The 13950-nt window shown below is 65.0% G+C and carries 11 protein-coding genes, 2 tRNA genes and 2 pseudogenes; 8 read left to right on the forward strand and 7 right to left on the reverse strand.

Annotation, left to right across the window (positions count from 1 at the left end):
* Nucleotides 1-55: 55 nt before the first annotated feature.
* A complete protein-coding gene (locus tag QA640_RS16930) occupies nucleotides 56-517 on the reverse strand; it encodes a DUF488 domain-containing protein (RefSeq protein ID WP_283041730.1) in 462 nt (153 codons plus the stop codon).
* A gap of 8 nt (nucleotides 518-525) precedes the next feature.
* On the reverse strand, nucleotides 526-1347 hold the full coding sequence (locus QA640_RS16935) for a DUF72 domain-containing protein (protein ID WP_283041731.1): 822 nt from the start codon (nucleotides 1345-1347) through the stop codon (nucleotides 526-528).
* A gap of 418 nt (nucleotides 1348-1765) precedes the next feature.
* Here QA640_RS16935 and QA640_RS16940 point away from each other — a divergent pair, with 418 nt between their 5' ends.
* The 3 genes from QA640_RS16940 to QA640_RS16950 all read left to right on the forward strand — a co-directional run bounded on the left by QA640_RS16940 (nucleotide 1766) and on the right by QA640_RS16950 (nucleotide 4864).
* Nucleotides 1766-1969 carry a hypothetical protein gene (locus tag QA640_RS16940; RefSeq protein WP_283041732.1) on the forward strand — a complete coding sequence of 68 codons (204 nt, stop codon included), beginning with the start codon at nucleotides 1766-1768 and terminating at the stop codon, nucleotides 1967-1969.
* Nucleotides 1970-2209: 240 nt separating this feature from the next.
* Nucleotides 2210-3355 (forward strand): glycosyltransferase family 2 protein, encoded by a 1146-nt coding sequence (locus tag QA640_RS16945; RefSeq protein WP_283041733.1) that lies wholly within the window; start codon nucleotides 2210-2212, stop codon nucleotides 3353-3355.
* 6 nt (nucleotides 3356-3361) lie between these two features.
* Nucleotides 3362-4864, forward strand: coding sequence for a glycosyltransferase family 39 protein (locus tag QA640_RS16950; RefSeq protein ID WP_283041734.1), 1503 nt, complete (start codon nucleotides 3362-3364; stop codon nucleotides 4862-4864).
* Between the two features lie 14 nt (nucleotides 4865-4878).
* On the opposite strand, the gene QA640_RS16955 is transcribed toward QA640_RS16950, so the two are convergent.
* Nucleotides 4879-6768 (reverse strand): adenylate/guanylate cyclase domain-containing protein, encoded by a 1890-nt coding sequence (locus QA640_RS16955; protein WP_283041735.1) that lies wholly within the window; start codon nucleotides 6766-6768, stop codon nucleotides 4879-4881.
* A 53-nt stretch (nucleotides 6769-6821) separates the two neighbouring features.
* Nucleotides 6822-7349: a FecR domain-containing protein gene (locus tag QA640_RS16960; protein WP_283041736.1), complete on the reverse strand. Its 528-nt coding sequence runs from the start codon at nucleotides 7347-7349 to the stop codon at nucleotides 6822-6824.
* A 626-nt stretch (nucleotides 7350-7975) separates the two neighbouring features.
* On the opposite strand from QA640_RS16960, the gene QA640_RS16965 reads away from it, so the two are divergent.
* Nucleotides 7976-9064 (forward strand): tlde1 domain-containing protein, encoded by a 1089-nt coding sequence (locus QA640_RS16965; protein ID WP_283042811.1) that lies wholly within the window; start codon nucleotides 7976-7978, stop codon nucleotides 9062-9064.
* 4 nt (nucleotides 9065-9068) lie between these two features.
* Here the strand turns inward: QA640_RS16965 and QA640_RS16970 are convergent.
* A pseudogene (locus QA640_RS16970) lies at nucleotides 9069-9287 on the reverse strand (glutathione binding-like protein); the annotation flags it as partial.
* Here QA640_RS16970 and QA640_RS16975 point away from each other — a divergent pair.
* From QA640_RS16975 to QA640_RS16990, 4 genes are all read left to right on the forward strand, one after another.
* Nucleotides 9276-10034, forward strand: coding sequence for a LysR family transcriptional regulator (locus QA640_RS16975; protein ID WP_283041738.1), 759 nt, complete (start codon nucleotides 9276-9278; stop codon nucleotides 10032-10034). The pseudogene QA640_RS16970 and the gene QA640_RS16975 sit on opposite strands and share 12 nt — an antisense overlap.
* Before the next feature lie 166 nt (nucleotides 10035-10200).
* Nucleotides 10201-10272 (forward strand) — tRNA-OTHER (locus tag QA640_RS16980).
* Nucleotides 10273-10276: 4 nt separating this feature from the next.
* Nucleotides 10277-10340 (forward strand) — tRNA-Lys (locus QA640_RS16985).
* 337 nt (nucleotides 10341-10677) lie between these two features.
* Nucleotides 10678-11829 carry an SPFH domain-containing protein gene (locus tag QA640_RS16990; RefSeq protein ID WP_283041739.1) on the forward strand — a complete coding sequence of 384 codons (1152 nt, stop codon included), beginning with the start codon at nucleotides 10678-10680 and terminating at the stop codon, nucleotides 11827-11829.
* Nucleotides 11830-11831: 2 nt separating this feature from the next.
* Here the strand turns inward: QA640_RS16990 and QA640_RS16995 are convergent.
* Together QA640_RS16995 and groL are read right to left on the reverse strand one after the other, a co-directional pair.
* Nucleotides 11832-12127: pseudogene (locus QA640_RS16995) on the reverse strand (GIY-YIG nuclease family protein).
* A gap of 158 nt (nucleotides 12128-12285) precedes the next feature.
* Nucleotides 12286-13926 (reverse strand): chaperonin GroEL, encoded by a 1641-nt coding sequence (gene groL, locus QA640_RS17000; RefSeq protein WP_283041740.1) that lies wholly within the window; start codon nucleotides 13924-13926, stop codon nucleotides 12286-12288.
* Nucleotides 13927-13950: the final 24 nt, after the last annotated feature.

Raw genomic sequence — 13950 nt, forward strand, 5'->3', positions numbered from 1 at the left:
CTCGGATGCGCAATTGCGCATCATAGCTCGCGCTTCGCGCGCTCCGGAATGACGGCTAGTGCTGTGGCGCCGCCAGATTCTCCACCTTCATGCCATCGCGCTCTTCGATGATTTCCGCAATCATCTGGCGGTGACAGTGGGTGTGGTCGCGCTCGTAGCAGAGCAGGCAGACGGGGCCGCCCTCCTTCACCAGCGCCGACAATTGGTCGAGCTCTTCTTTCGCTTGCGGCGTCTTCAGATGCTTTGTGTAGATCTTTTCAAGCGCCGCATACTGGCCGCTGCGCGCGGCGAGCCGTCCTTCCTTCGGCGTGCCCAGCGCCGCGAGGTGGACATAAGCGATGCCGCGCTCGTCGAGCCCGGCCGCGAGCTGCTTCTTGGAAAAGCCCGGCCGGCGCGAGGACGTCACCGCGCGCACGTCGACGAGCAGCTTGACGCCGGCCTGCTCCAGCTCGTCCAGCACCGCCTTGGGCGGCGTCTGCTCGTAGCCGATGGTGAAGAGCTTTTTCGCTTTGGCCATGCCAGACCTCAGGCGACCCGTGCGATCAGTTCCATGGCGCCGGCCGGCGCGCGCACCTTGCCCTCGTGGATGACATAGGCGAACACGTCGCGCGGCTCCTTCTTGGGCTTTGCATTGTCAACCTTCGGCAGGTCGTCCGGTTCACTGCCCGAGGCCCAGGCCTGAAACCGCTTGCCCCAGGCATCGAGATCCCTCGGCGGATAGCAGGTCTTCAACTCGTCACTGCCCTTCTGAAGCCGCGCATAGACGAAATCGCTGACGACGTCCGCGATCGCCGGATATTTGCCGTGCTCGGCGAACACCACAGGCGTTTTGAACTCGCGCAGCAGCGCGACGAAGTCGGGCGTACAGAAGCTATCGTGCCGAACCTCGACGACATGGCGCAACGCGCGTCCATCGAGCTTGCGCGGCAACAGCTCGAGGAACTTGCCGAAATCGGCGCCGTCGAACTTCTTGGTCGGCGCGAATTGCCAGAGCACCGGGCCGAGCCGGTCGCGCAGCTCCAACACGCCGGAATCGTAGAACCGCTTGATGGAGTCGCCGGCCTCCGCCAGCACCCTCCGGTTGGTGGCAAAGCGCGGTCCCTTGACCGAGAAGACGAATCCATCGGGTACCTCGGACGCCCATTTGCGAAAGCTCTCCGGCTTCTGCGATCCGTAATAGGTGCCGTTGATTTCGATCGAGGTCAGCTTCGACGCGGCATAGGACAGCTCCTTCGCCTGCGCGAGCTTCTCCGGATAGAATACCCCGCGCCAGGGCTCGAAGGTCCAGCCGCCAATGCCGATGAAGATGTTGCCCGATTTTTGCGACGCGGGTTTTGCTTTGGCCACGGAGGATCTCGCGCGGATGGGAGGAGGGCGTACATCCTAATCAAACGAGATGTGAATGGCCAGCTGCGACGCCCCGTCTAAGCTCGCGATCGGGATCTGCGATAACAGGAGAACAAGATGCGGATGCTGATCGCGCTGGCGCTGGTCATGGTGACGTCTGCTGCCATTGCCGATGACGACGACGCGGGAGGCGCGCACAAGCTGGCGATTTAGGGCCGCGACGACTATTGGCACTGCCTGTGACAGGCTTCGCGAAGCGCCGGCCTCCGACCGAGGCGAATAGCGAGTGGCGAATAGCGAATCGGGGAGGAGAAGCAATCGCCATTCGCCCCAGAATTAACCGTCGGAACCCGCGGCCCTTCCGGCCGGCCGCGCTTCCGTGATATCAGAAGGGCTCATCGGAGCGGGAACGGGCAGGATGACGTCTGAGTCGGTCGGAGGCATTTTTGGCGCGATCGTCGCGGCGATCGTGCTGGCGGTCGCCGTAGTGTTCGGGCCGATCGGCCAGTATGGCAAGCCGCCGAAACCGAAGGCTGCAGCCCAGCCTGCACCGGCTGCTACCCCGGCCCCTGCCGCAGCGGCCCCGCGGGGGCCGGTCATTCGGGAAGTGCCCAACCAATAAGAGCCTCAGAAGGGATTTTGCGCCCTTGCGGACGGCCATGGCAGTTCCCATTTACCTTTTAACAGCGACGTTGCAGCTCACCCCTCCGGCGCTGAAACGACCTTAGAATAGCTCGGCTGCGCCGGATGTACGCGAGCCCGTTATTCTGGGGTCGTTGGCATTTTTGGACCCCTTTTCGGCGCTCTCCCCTCAAAACCTCGGCTTGGCATCGCAGGATGCGGCGGATATACGCTCCCCGTCATGAATGAAGCGATCAGACCGGGCCCCGAAAGCCCACAGCAAGCTCCGCAGCCCGGTCAACGGTCGCCGGAATTGTCCGTCGTCGTCCCGACCTTCAACGAGCGTGACAACGTCACGGTCCTGTACGGGCGGCTAAAGGCGACCCTGGACGGCATCGCCTGGGAGGTCGTGTTCGTCGACGACAATTCGCCCGACGGTACCTGGGACGTGGTGCGGGCGCTCGCCAGGCATGACAGCCGGGTGCGCTGCATCCGCCGCATCGGCCGCCGCGGCCTGTCGGGCGCCTGCATCGAAGGCATCCTGGCCTCCAGCGCGCCCTATGCGGCCGTGATCGACGCCGATCTTCAGCATGACGAGACGCAATTGCCGAAGATGCTCTCGCTGCTCGCGAGCGGGCAGGCCGAGCTCGTCGTCGGCAGCCGCTATATCGAGGGCTACAAGAGCGAAGGCTTCAACAAGCAGCGCGCCGGCGCCAGCGCGCTTGCGACCGAAGTCGCCAAGCAGGTGCTGCAGGTCGAGATCGCCGACCCCATGAGCGGCTTCTTCATGATGCGCACCGACCGCTTCGAGCAGCTGGCGCCAAAACTCTCGGTGCATGGCTTCAAGATCCTGCTCGACGTCGTCGCGTCCGCGCGCGGCACGCTGCGCACGATCGAAATTCCCTACACCTTCGGCGCGCGCCAGCATGGCGAGAGCAAGCTCGATTCCATGGTCGCGTTGGACTTCTTAGGCCTGGTGCTGGCGAAGCTGACCAACGACGCGGTGTCGCTGCGTTTCCTCCTGTTCGCGATGGTCGGCGGCATCGGCCTCGTCGTGCATCTCGCGACGCTGTTCATCGCCCTCGAGATCTTCAAGGCTCCGTTCGCGGAGGCGCAGGCCTCAGGCGCGCTCGTCGCCATGACCAGCAACTTCATCCTCAACAACTTCCTCACCTATCGCGACCAGCGGTTGAAGGGCTTTGCGATTCTGCGCGGCCTGATCGCCTTCTACATCGTCTGTAGCGTCGGCCTGTTCGCCAATGTCGGCGTCGCCTTCTCGGTCTACGACCAGGAGCCGATCTGGTGGCTTGCCGGCATGGCCGGCGCGCTGATGGGCGTCGTGTGGAACTACGCGATGTCCGGACTGTTCGTCTGGCGCAAGAAATAGCGCATCATGGGCGGGGCCGACGCGCGCATCGTCCGTAATGCCACGCTGATCATCATTGCAATGGTCGTGCTGCGGCTGGTCGCCGCCGCTTTCACGCCGATCACGTTCGACGAAGCCTATTACTGGATGTGGTCGAAGAGCCTTGCGGGCGGCTATTACGACCACCCGCCGATGGTCGCCTACGTCATCCGCGCCGGCACGATTATCGCGGGCGATACCGAGCTCGGCGTGCGGCTGGTCTCGATCCTGCTCGCACTGCCCATGAGCTATGCGGTGTATCGCGCCGCCGCGATCCTCTTCGGCGGCGCGCGCGTTGCCGCAACCAGCGCGATCCTGCTCAACGCGACGCTGATGGCCGCGGTCGGAACGCTGATCGTCACGCCAGATGCGCCGCTGCTGGTCGCCTCCAGCTTCGTGCTGTTTTTCCTCGCCAAGGTGCTGGAGACCGGCCGCGGCGTGTGGTGGCTTGCGGTGGGCGCTGCGGTCGGCGCTGCGCTGCTGTCGAAATACACCGCGCTGTTCTTCGGCGTCGCGATCCTGATCTGGCTCGCCGCGGTGCCGAAGCTGCGGCGCTGGTTCATCTCGCCCTGGCCCTATCTCGGCGGCATCGTGGCGTTTGCGATCTTCTCGCCCGTGGTGCTCTGGAATGCCGACCATCAATGGGTGTCGTTCCTCAAGCAGTTCGGTCGCGCGCGGATCGAGGATTTCCGTCCCGTCTTCATCGCCGAGCTCATCCCGACGCAGTTTGCATTCGCAACTCCGCTCGTCTTCATCCTCGGTGCGATGGGTCTTCATGTGCTGACATGGCGTAGGATCGGCGCGTCGGCCTCGCGCATCCTGGTCGAGGCGATGTTCTGGACCATCGTCGTCTATTTTGTCTGGCATTCGCTGCACGCCCGCGTCGAGGCCAACTGGTTCGCGCCGGTCTATCCCGCCTTCGCGGTCGCGGCTGCGGTCGCCGCCCACATCGCGCAATGGAAGCCGCGACAGCAGGAACTTGTCGCATTCTGCCTCAAATGGGCAGCGCCCGCCGGCATCGTGATGTTTGCGGCCCTCATCGTGCAGGCCAATACCGGCTGGCTGTCCGGCTATCGCCGCGACGCCACCGTGCGCAGCGTCGGCGTCGGCTGGCGCCCGCTCGCAGCCGAGATCGAGGCGGTGCGCGTGAAGACCGGCGCGACCTGCATCCTGGCGCCGGACTACGGCACCACGGCCTGGCTCGCCTTCTATTTGCCGCGCGGCACGTGCGTGGTCCAGCGGGACCAGCGCATCCGGTGGGTCAATATGGGCGAGCCCGATCCAAAGCTGCTCGCCGGCAAGCTGCTCTATGTCGACGAGCTGCGTCCCGACGGTCATCCCTTCCTCAACGAGAACTTCACGCAGGTGACGCGCGTAGCGGAATTGCAGCGCAAGCGGGGGCCGCTCGTCGTCGAGACCTACGGGATCGATTTGCTGGAGGGCACCAAAGGCGAGGTTCTCGACCGTTCGCCGCCGCCGGAAGTCCGGTAAGAGGTTTCGAGCATTCAGCCGGCGACGTCGGCCTCAGCCGCGGCCTGTCCCGGCTGCCGCTCTTCGTGCCAGAACCAGACGGTGACCGCTCCGGAGCGGCCGCGAACCGGTGTCTGCAACGGTCCCGTCAGAATGCCGTGGGGACCACCGCGGAAGTCGGCCGTGTCAAGCAGGGTATCGCTGAACGCGAGCTGCGCATCGTGCTGGGCGGCGACCTCCATCAACCGGTTCGCCACGTTGACGGTGTCGCCGGTCGCGGTGATGTGCTGGTGGCTTCCGCCGAGACGCGAGGCGACGATCGGACCGAAATGCGCGCCGATCTTGAAGCCGAGCTGATCCCTGGACGGTGCTGGCAGCGATGCCATCCAGCTTTCCACAACGCGGTGCAGGTCGACCGAGCATTTGACGGCCCGGGCCGCGTCGTCAGGCGCTGCGCGCGGCAGGCCGAACAGGATCATCGCGCCGTCGCCGAGAAATCCGGTGATCATTCCACCGCACGAGACAGCCGTCTTGTCGACCAGCGCATGAAACGCCTTCAACAGGTCGCGAAGCGTGTCCGGATCGAGCCGTTCGCTGAGCGCCGTGAAGCCGGAGAGGTCGATGAAGACGACGGCGGCATTCTGGCGGACCGGTTCCGCCAGGAAATCGGGATCGCGCGCCAGCCACTCCTGCACGGCGGGCGCCTGGAATTGCGCCAGCGATCTGCTCCTTGCGGTCAGGTACTGCGTTCTGCGACCTCCCGCGCACAATTGCACGCCGGCAAAGACCGCAACTGGCGGCACTGCGGCCGCGAGCGTGGTTGCGGCGTTGAGCCAGATGCCGTGCGTGAACGCCAGCAGGTTGAGCGCGGCCCAGGCCATCACCACCACGGCCGCCACAGTGAGGCCGATCGCGCTCCGCCGCCACGCCAGAAGGCCTACCAGGACCATTGGCAGCAGGGTCGCGGCGAATGCGTCGGCGATGTGAACCTTGCGGTCGCGCACGATGCCGTCGCCGGCAACGAGATGCGTGATCGCGGTCGAGACGACCTCGACGCCGGGCATCAGGCTATCGAACGGCGTCGGGAAGAAATCGCCGCCGCCGGCGACCGAGGCGCCGATCACGACGATCCGGTTCTCGATAGTCCCGCGATCGAGCGTGCCGTCGAAAACGTTCTGCGCGCTCAACGTGCGGATCGTGCGGCGCGGGCCGTAATAGGTGATCGGTAGCGAAAAGTCGGTGTCGGTCGGGACTGTACGATCGCCGAGCATGAGGTGATCGGGTGCAATCGTCAGCGGTTGGTCGAGCGCGCGGCTCGCCACCCGGAGCGGAAACGACAGCTCGACCCTGTCGCCCGTCCGGAACAACATCGGGATCGAGAGCGGGGAGCCGGACTGCCCCGTCGCAACGTTGACGATGCCGACCTCGGCATGATCGGCGAAGGCCGGCAGCGGCAGCAGGAAACGCTCGGCCTGGGGCAGGGCGGCAAGTGGCCCTTCGCTGCTCGTCGCCACGGTATCGCTGGCGGTTGGAAAGATCGCCGCGGCGGCAAGGACCGTTGGGCCGGCAGCGAGTGAACGCGCCAGCATGGCATCGCCGAGTCCGGCGCCACGATCGACCAGCAGGAGGTCGACGGCGATCACCTTCGGATTGAACTGCGCGACGGCATCGACGACGCGCGCCAGGTCGGCGCGGGGAAGCGGATAGCGGCCGCCGCGCTTCACGACGGCGTCGTCGATCGCAATGATGGTCACGAGATCTGGCGCTGGCCGCACGCCGCGCACCAGCGTTCGCAAGTCCGTCAACGTCGCCTCGAGACGATCGAGAAACCGCAGATGGCCGTTCGCGTGAGCGATGTAAATGGCGGCGCCCCACAGCGCGGTGAGGATCAGCGCAATCAGGATCTGAACGCGTCGGCCACTCATACCCGTCGTTCTGCTGTCATCACCTATAGTCCGAGTCTCTATTGTCCGAGTCTCTATTGTCCGAGTCTTGCCATCAAGGCGTCGATGCGCGGCTGGCCCCAGCGCTTGACCTCCGCCATGCCGGTCGCCTCGACGTCCACGCCTTCGCCCGGTCCGAGCACGACGGCCTGTCCGCGGGCCCTGCGGCTGACGCCGACGCGTCCGTCGGCGACGAACACGGACGTCTTGCTGCCGTCGGCGGCATCGACTGCCCATCTCGTGCCACGTACCGCGGCGATCGCCTGCGGCGTCAGCACCTTGAAGGGATTGCCGCCGGGCTTCTTGGGAACCTCGACCAGCAGCGCCTTGCTGCTCAACTCGACCGAGTCGATATGTCCGTCGCGGTTGGCGTCCTTAAGTTCAAATCTGGCGCCATTTTCCGCAACAATCGTGATGCCGTTGTCGCAGCGCCAAGTCTGCGTATTAGCGGCCTGCGTTCCGGCGGCTGACGGCGATGACGTGCAACCCGTGCTGGCTGGCTGAGCGAGAGCCTGTCCGATCAACAAGAGAGCCCAAAATCCGGCGTGCGCGACCCTTCTCATGCCAGCCTCCATTGGCGTGCTCGGCACATTTCAAGGCGATGTTGATACGGGACCGTATCATGCGCGGAGGCTGCCGAAAAGTGCCGAGGTGGGACCTATTTTGCCGCGGGGCTCTTTGCCAGACGAGGGCGTGATCGACTCTCGGTCAGCGCGCCGTGTCGCGTGTCATTCGTCGCGCAATGTGATCGATGTGTGCCAGCGCATCGCGTGTCGCATCGGAGGAGTCCGCCAGCCTCGCGCAACGCTTGGTCGTTATGATCGAGGCTGCGTTGAAGATCACGAAAAGGCCTTGGTTGGATGCGTCATGAGACTCGCTGAATCGGTCGAGAATCATGGTTAACAACCTTGGTTAAGTCCGTATCTTTACGTGCTTTTTTCTCGAAATGGGACAGCGCTAACGAGATGCCCTACATCCGCCCGAACTTAATCCGCATTTAACTAAAAGTCGCCTTAATGACGCTCCGACCCTCTGCGAGATGCAGCTCTCGGACCGTGACCAGCAGCGGCACTTCGAAGGGGGACTGAGTGACACCGTCCTGGACGCAAGGCGAATGAGTACGAGTATCGCTGCGCAAAGTAACGCGGCACGGAAGTCCAAGAAATCTTCTCGGAAGTCTTCCCGGAAACTGACCACCCAGACCATCGTCGGCGCCGCCGCGATCGGCTGCCTCGTGCTGGGCGCCGGCTGGACCGTCCAAAACTACATTTTCGGCGCGAGCGTCTATCCGACCGTGGGCACCGCCGGCTACGACGAGCCCGTGATCAAGCGCGCACCGAAGGTTGCGCTGCGCGAGGCCGGCGCGGCGGTGAAGGAAGTCTTCGCGATGCTGCCCGATCGCGGGCAGGTGGTCACGCCGATGACCCGCGAAATGTTCAACGAGCGTTTTGCCGCCGCAGCCCCCCAGAGCGTGGAGTCCAACGCGGCGAGCGCCGCGCCCCAGGTTCCCGCAACGAAGGTGGCGGACGCCAAGGACACTGCGAAGCCCGCCGCGCCCGTGAAGGTTGCGGAAGCGCCGAAGGCGCAGGGCCCCGCCAAGATCGCAGACGCCGCGAAGGCCAAGCGCGGCGCAGATGCGCCGGTGCAGGTTGCCTCGGCCGAGCCGGCCGAGGCCGCGCGCGTGCCAGAAGCGAAGCCCACGAAGTCTTTCGCGGATCGCGCGAAGGCGGCGGTGATGGCGATCGCCTCGCCGCGGCAGTCGATGGTCGAGAAGCTCTGGGGCAAGCGCGAGCCGTCAGGCGGCCTGCTGGCTTACGCTTCAGCCGATGCCAGCGTGACCGCGAGCATCGCGCCGAAGGAGCAGAACCCGATGCTCGGCGGTTCGCCGCCCTATGACCGCGACACCGCGGTCTACGACATCACCGCGAAGACGGTGTATCTGCCCGACGGCACCAAGCTCGAGGCGCATTCCGGCCTCGGCTCCAATCTCGACGACCCGCGCTCATCGCGCGTCCGCATGCGCGGCGTGACGCCGCCGCACATCTACACGCTCAAGCCGCGCGAGGCGCTGTTCCACGGCGTGCCGGCGCTGCGGCTGACGCCGATCGGCGGCGAGAACGCGATCTACGGCCGCGACGGCCTGCTGGCGCACACCTTCATGCTCGGGCCGAACGGCGATTCCAACGGCTGCGTGTCGTTCCGCGACTACTCCGCCTTCCTCGACGCCTACCGCAACAAAGGCATCCGCAAGCTCGCCGTGCTCGCGCGGGTCGAGTGAGTCCCTAAGCCGCCACCGTTTTGCGAAGCGCCATTTCGGTCGCGATCGCGTCCCGCACGGCGGGCCGCGCCTGCATGCGGGTCAGATAGCTGACCAGCGGCGGCCATTGCGCAATGTCGACGCCTGCGGGACGGAGCAGCAGCAAGGCCCAGGTGAGATGCGCATCCGCAACCGTGAAGCGGTCGCCGACGAGGAATTCGCGGTCGGCGAGATGCGCGGCAGGCGCAGGCTGTCGCGCATCGAGCGTGCGCTCGGTTTGCGTCTGTTCGAGGCCGCCGACGGCGTCCGCAAGCCGACGCGGCAGTGCGAGGCGGTGCTGGCGCATGTCGAGGCGATGGCCGCACATGCCGCCGAGATCGGTCGCCTCAGTGAGAGCCTGGCATGTCCGGTGGGACGCCTGCGCATCGCCTCTACCAACACGGTCGCCGAGGAGGTGCTGTCGCCGCGCGCGAGCGACTTCCTGCGCACCAATCCCGGGTTGACGCTGCAATTCCTCACCTCCAGCGAGAACGTGAAATTCTCGCGCTGGCAGGCCGATCTCGCCGTCCGCCTGCGCAAGCCCGACAAGGGCGACTTCACGATCTCGAAACTCGCCGATGTGCGCCTGTATTTCTTCGAGCCAGCGGACCGTGGCGAGAGCGACCCGATCGTGTGCGCCTACCCGGACGAACTCGACGTGATTCCCGACGCGCAATTCTTGCGCGCGAAACGGCTGAAGAATGCGCGCTGCGTCACCGACAACATCCGCGTCATCCGCACGATGATCCGGTCGCATCAGGCGATTGGCGTGCTGCCCGAATATAGCTGCGAGCCGTTGCTCGCCGATCGCAGCCTGCGCGCCACCTTGCTCGCGAAGCGCCGCGACGTCTGGTTGCTTGTGCAAAACCATCTCAAGCGCGATCCCGCGGCGCGCCTGACGATCGAGTGGGTGCGCGCCTGCTTTCGGGATTTCGCGTTTCATCAGGCGTAAGACCTCGCAGATCGGAAAATCACGACGCAAAAAATCTCTTGCCAAGGCTCCGCGCTTGCCTTATGTCCGCGCTCCTTTGCGATGGCCACGGGCTCGGGCTCTCTGAGATCCCGACTGGCGCGGGCCGGTCTCCGGTTTCGTGTTCCGCCGAACGAAGGATAGAAAAGCAGGACGTAGCTCATGGAGAGCGTCGGGCTGAAACCCGAAGGCATCGGTTCGATTCCGGTCTCTTGCTCCACAAAGGATAGCTCAGTGGTAGAGCAGATGACGTTTAATCATCGTGACGCGGGTTCGAATCCCGCTCCAGCGCTCCGTTTCAGCCTACGAAGCTGATACCTCTGAAGAGGACCGGACGCGCGCTTCAGTCGCCGTCCGGCCGCATCGCCCAAAAGGCTTTCGTCCGAGCAACGACACTGTGAAACCGGCTTTGCGCCGCGGCGGATACCGCTTGCGCTGACACCGGGTGGCTCCGCACGACCGCTCGAGACACCTCGAGCGATTGCGCGCGTGCGCCCGTCGTCATGCAGGCTCAAGCCTCGGCCCGCCGATTTCTCAGGAAGCGTCGTCCGCGTCCTCGCATCCTTTGCAAACGAAACCCGCCGTCCGACCGCTTGCGGCCGGGCGCAAATGATGGAGGCGTGCCATGATCCGGCACTTGCTGATGCTGAACGTGACGGTGAAAGACGGCGAGCGTGCGTTGCTGACGCGCAACGGGCAGCTCGTGCGCGTGCTCGCGCCCGGTCGGCATCGCCTGTTCGATCCCCTGCACGAGCTGAAGGCCGAGGTGCTCGATGTGGTTCGCAGCGAATTCCCCGCGAATCGCTACGCAGTGCTGAAGGCCGCGCGGCCCGATCTTGCCGTCGAGCTGTTCGAAGCGGTCGAGACCAAGGCGGACGAGGTCGCCATCGTCAGCCTCGACGGCCGGCCCGTGCATCTGATGACGCCCTGGCAGGTGCGCGTCTACTGGAAGGTCGCAACCCGCATCGATGTCGAGCGCATCGATGTGTCGCGCGATCCCCGTGTCGACGCGCGGCATCTGACCATGATCGAGCGCAACCGCTCGACCGTCGTGAGCGAGACGGTGGTCGAGAACCACGAGGCAGGCCTGCTTTATGTCGAGGGCCGGCTCGTGGAGCGGCTTGCGCCCGGCCGGCACGCGTTCTGGATCGTCGGCCGCAAGATCGAGGTGAAGCGCCTCGACCTGCGGCCCCAGACGGTCGAGATCACCGCGCAGGAGATGCTGACCAAGGATCGCATCGCGCTGCGGGTGACGCTGACGGCGTTCCGCCGGGTGGTCGATCCCGAGCGCACGGTCGCAACCATGCCCGACGTGGATGCGTGGCTGTACCGCCTGGTGCAGTTCGCAATCCGCGAGGCGGTGGCGGGCCGCACGCTGGACGAGGTGCTGTCTGCAAAGGCGGCACTGGATGCGGAGCTGCGCGACTACGTGCGCGCACGCGTCGCGGTATCAGGCGTCGAGGTCACCGAGCTCGGCGTCAAGGATGTGATCCTGCCCGGCGAAATCCGGGAGCTGGTGAACAAGGTGGTGGAAGCGGAGCGGGTCGCGAAGGCGAACCTGATCCGCCGGCAGGAAGAGACCGCGGCGACGCGCTCGCTTCTGAACACCGCCCGCCTGATGGAGGAGAACCCCCTGCTGCTGCGGCTCAAGGAGCTGGAGTCGCTGGAGCGGCTGGTCGAGAAGGTCGGCCGGATCGACCTCCATGCCGGTGACGGCGAGGGCCTCGATGCCCTGCTGACGCGGCTGGTGCGCCTCAAGGCGCCTGAGAGCGCGTGACGTCAGAAAGGCCGCCCACGGGCGGCCTTTCGTTTGTCTGGTGAGATCGGCGTTGTCGCGCGCGTCGATTGAAGCCTTTCGTCCCTTCGCCACTTCTTCAATTCTTTCTCGCGCTCAATGGCGGTCGTGACGTCATCGTAGGTTTCGAACCAGACCAGCTTGTCCACTGAGTACTTTTTGGTGAATCCAGGGGCGACTTGGTCTTGTGCTCACGAATGCGACGGACGATGTCGTTCGTCACGCCAATATATAGCGTTCCATATTTCTTGTTGGCGAGCAGGCAGACGTAATAGGCCATGCGTATAGGCCATGTGCGATTGGTGAAAGGGATTCCGGGCTCCGCGCTGCGCGCCGCCCCGGACTGACAAAGGCGGTACGACCTTTGGTAGAATACTAAAAAGACAAAAACCCCGGCATTGCTGCCGGGGTTTCGCACTTCGTCGAGAGCGTCGGACCTTAGAAGTCCATGCCGCCCATGCCGCCGCCCGGGGGCATGGCGGGGCCGGCAGCGGCCTTCTTCGGCAGCTCGGCGACCATGGCCTCGGTGGTGATCAGCAGCGCCGCCACGGAGGAGGCGTTCTGAATCGCGGTGCGCACGACCTTGGTCGGGTCGATGATGCCCTTGGTGACGAGGTTGCCGTATTCGCCGGTCTGCGAGTCGAAGCCGTAGGTGTACTGATCCTTCTCGAGGATCTTGCCGACGATCACCGAGCCGTCTTCACCGGCGTTGATCGCGATCTGGCGGGCCGGCGCGGACAGCGCCTTGCGCACGATCTCGACGCCGGTCTTCTGGTCGTCGTTGGCGGTACGCAGGTTCTTCAGCCGCTCGGTGGCGCGGAGCAGGGCGACGCCGCCGCCCGGCAGGATGCCTTCCTCGACCGCCGCGCGGGTCGCATGCATCGCGTCATCAACGCGATCCTTGCGCTCCTTCACCTCGACCTCGGTCGCGCCGCCGACGCGGATCACCGCGACGCCACCCGCGAGCTTGGCCAGACGCTCCTGGAGCTTTTCACGGTCGTAGTCCGAGGTGGTCTCCTCGATCTGCGCCTTGATCTGGGCCACGCGCGCCTCGATGTCGGCCTTCTTGCCGGCGCCGTTGACGATCGTGGTGTTCTCCTTGTCGATCATCACCTTCTTGGCGCGACCGAGCATGTTGAGCGTGACGTTCTCGAGCTTGATGCCGAGATCTTCCGAGATTGCCTGGCCGCCAGTCAGGATCGCGATGTCCTGGAGCATGGCCTTGCGGCGATCGCCGAAGCCCGGAGCCTTCACGGCCGCGACCTTCAGGCCGCCGCGCAGACGGTTCACCACGAGCGTGGCGAGCGCCTCGCCCTCGACGTCCTCTGCGACGATGATCAGCGGCTTGCCGGTCTGCACCACGGCCTCGAGCAGCGGCAAGAGCTCGTTCAGCGAGGAGAGCTTCTTCTCGTTGATGAGAATGTAGGCGTCGTCCATCTCAACGCGCATCTTGTCGGCGTTGGTGACGAAGTAGGGCGAGATGTAGCCGCGATCGAACTGCATGCCCTCGACGACGTCGAGCTCGGTCTCGAGCGACTTGGCTTCCTCGACGGTGATGACACCCTCGTTGCCGACCTTCTTCATGGCGTCGGCGAGGAACTTGCCGATCTCCGCGTCGCCGTTGGCCGAGATGGTGCCGACCTGGGCGATCTCCTCGTTCGAGGTGACCTTCTTGGTGTTCTTTTCGAGGTCCGCAACGACGGCGTCGACGGCGAGGTCGATACCGCGCTTGAGGTCCATCGGGTTCATGCCGGCGGCAACCGCCTTGGCGCCTTCACGGACGATCGCGGCCGCGAGCACGGTCGCGGTGGTGGTGCCGTCGCCGGCCGCGTCGGCGGACTTGGAGGCGACTTCGCGCACCATCTGGGCGCCCATGTTCTCGAACTTGTCGTCGAGCTCGATCTCCTTGGCGACGGTGACGCCGTCCTTGGTGATGCGGGGAGCGCCGAACGACTTGTCGAGAACGACGTTGCGGCCCTTCGGACCGAGCGTGACCTTCACGGCGTTGGCGAGGATCTCGACGCCGCGCAGCATGCGGTCACGGGCGTCGACGCCGAATTTCACTTCTTTGGCTGACATATTGGTTTCCCTGAGTTGTCTTGG

The sequence above is a fragment of the Bradyrhizobium sp. CB82 genome, from assembly GCF_029714405.1.
Taxonomy (GTDB): domain Bacteria; phylum Pseudomonadota; class Alphaproteobacteria; order Rhizobiales; family Xanthobacteraceae; genus Bradyrhizobium.